The sequence below is a fragment of the Sphaerisporangium sp. NPDC088356 genome (assembly GCF_040685555.1).
GTDB lineage: Bacteria > Actinomycetota > Actinomycetes > Streptosporangiales > Streptosporangiaceae > Sphaerisporangium.
The window spans coordinates 1-2078 of record NZ_JBFBIK010000260.1; the positions used below are offsets into that span (position 1 = coordinate 1).

The window sequence follows — 2078 nt, forward strand, 5'->3', positions numbered from 1 at the left end:
GGTGGCACACCACTACGCATCCGGCGCCAAGGATTCGACGATCGAGGAGTGCGTCTGCTCCCTTCGCGAGGTTCACAAGGACCTGGAGCGCCGCGCCGATGTCATCGACGGACTGCCTGAGCAGGCCTGTCCGGAGAACAAGGTCACCGCGGATTTGGCTGCTCAGAGATCCCTCGGTCTGCATCCGCTGGTGTTCGCCATCGACGAGTGTCAGGAGCTGTTCTCGCACGAGGACTACGGCGACGAGGCAGAGAAGCTGTGCACGGCGATCATCAAGCGTGGCCGCGCGCTCGGCATCATCTTGCTTCTGGCGACTCAGAGGCCGGACAAGGACTCCATGCCGACTGGTGTCTCGGGCAACGTGCTCGTCAGGTTCTGCCTCAAGGTCGCTGGCCAGACTGAGAACGACATGGTTCTCGGCACGTCCGCCTACAAGAACGGCGTCAGGGCTACGACGTTCACCGACGAGGACCTCGGCATCGGCTACCTGCTCGGAGTCAGCACCGAGGCGCGTATCGTTCGGGGCTACTACGTGGACAATCCGGCTGCTGGTCGGATCGCTGATCGTGCTCGCGCCATGCGTGAGGCTGCTGGAACCCTGTCCGGATACGCGGCCGGTGAAGTGGACAAGACGCAGCCTCCGACCTACGACCTGCTCGCGGACATCCTGACAGTCGTGCCAGCCACCGAGGAGAAGGTCTGGAACTCGGTCGTCGTTGACCGGTCGTTGACCGTCTGGCGACGCTCCGCCCTGATCTCTACGGCCCCTGGGCTGAGCAAGAGGACGAGGCCAAGACGGCTCAGCTCACAGCGATGCTCAAGCCGCTCGGCATCAAGGTCGACCAGGTCTTCAAGACCATGGACGGCAAGGGCTCGAACCGGCGCGGCATCGTCAGGGATCACGTGGTGGAGGCCTCCAAGAGGAAGCTCCGCAGCGTGAAGTAGGGCTAGCACGACGAAGGAGCCTCGAAGTCCCTGTAGGAAGCGTTTCGGGGCTCCTCCTGGTCGCCTGCTAGGACGCTAGGCCGCAGGTCAGAGCCACGTCTTCCCGCTAGCTGGGCTGCTAGGCCTAGCAGGGCTGGGTGCTAGGTTCGAAGGGCCAGATGCGCTCCTCGATTGGCTTGATCGAGACCGATGTTCGAGGGACTGCTGGAGGGGTGTAGGCTCTACGCACTTCCTTGATCTCGTTGTCTGAGTCACGAGATCAAGGTCTATTTAACTTTTAAGACATTAAAGATCATTTATTCTCAACTAGATCACTTTAGCTTACTGGATTTAGATTTCCGCGCGGTTTTGCACGTCCACATTCAGGTGGGCTCCCGTCGTAATCGATCTTGAAAGTGATCAATGTCTCCTCTCTTATGCCAGTGCACGGTGGTCACAGCTAACAGTGTGAGCCTGAAATGCATGTCGGCTATCGCCGCGGTTGGGGACATCCCTGCCGCAGTCGTCACTCAGCAAGTCGCGCTCGTGTGGATCTCCGCTATCTCGACGGCCGTACTCATGCTCATGGTTTGCATCACCTGGGCCGTGGCGATCTTTGGGAAGTCGCCCTACAGCAGCCGTGCCAAGTACGTGCTCCAGTGGCTGCTCGGACGGGATAAGCCTCCGAAGAAGAGCTAGACCCCTCAGGGCTCGGGTCTTACGATCCGAGCCCTGAGGGGCGCGACGTGAGTCAGGCGTCCTTGTCGTCGCCACCGGACATGGTGCTGATCCACTTCACGAAGCGGTCAAGCACTTCGAGCACCCAGTCTCGGCGGTCCTTCGGCAGAAACGGCCAGAAGAGCAATGCCGGCGAGAACGCCAAGACGAGCAGCAGCAGGGGTAGGACGATCAAGGCTGCTACGAGGGCGCGCAGCCACTGGGGGAACCCTTTCACGTTGATCCTTCACCTCGATGATCAACCGTGGCTGCGAATTGCAGCAACGGGTGTTCCTCGTGGGTAGGCGTGGTTCGGGTTGGGTTGCCTACCAGGAGCCACCTGGGTCGAGGTGACCGTGAAGTAGAGCCACGCCCGTGGGCGTCGACGAGAGGCGGCTACCTCGGTTCGCTACCACGGTGACGTACTCCGAGGTAGC

Annotated in this window: 1 protein-coding gene and 1 pseudogene; one reads left to right on the forward strand and one right to left on the reverse strand. The window is 60.9% G+C overall.

Annotated features, from left to right (window positions below; all coding sequences use genetic code 11):
• Positions 1-940: pseudogene (locus tag AB0O34_RS36705) on the forward strand (hypothetical protein); the annotation flags it as partial.
• Positions 941-1675: 735 nt separating this feature from the next.
• On the opposite strand, the gene AB0O34_RS36710 reads toward AB0O34_RS36705, so the two are convergent.
• Positions 1676-1879 (reverse strand): hypothetical protein, encoded by a 204-nt coding sequence (locus tag AB0O34_RS36710; protein WP_363923602.1) that lies wholly within the window; start codon positions 1877-1879, stop codon positions 1676-1678.
• Positions 1880-2078 lie beyond the last annotated feature (199 nt).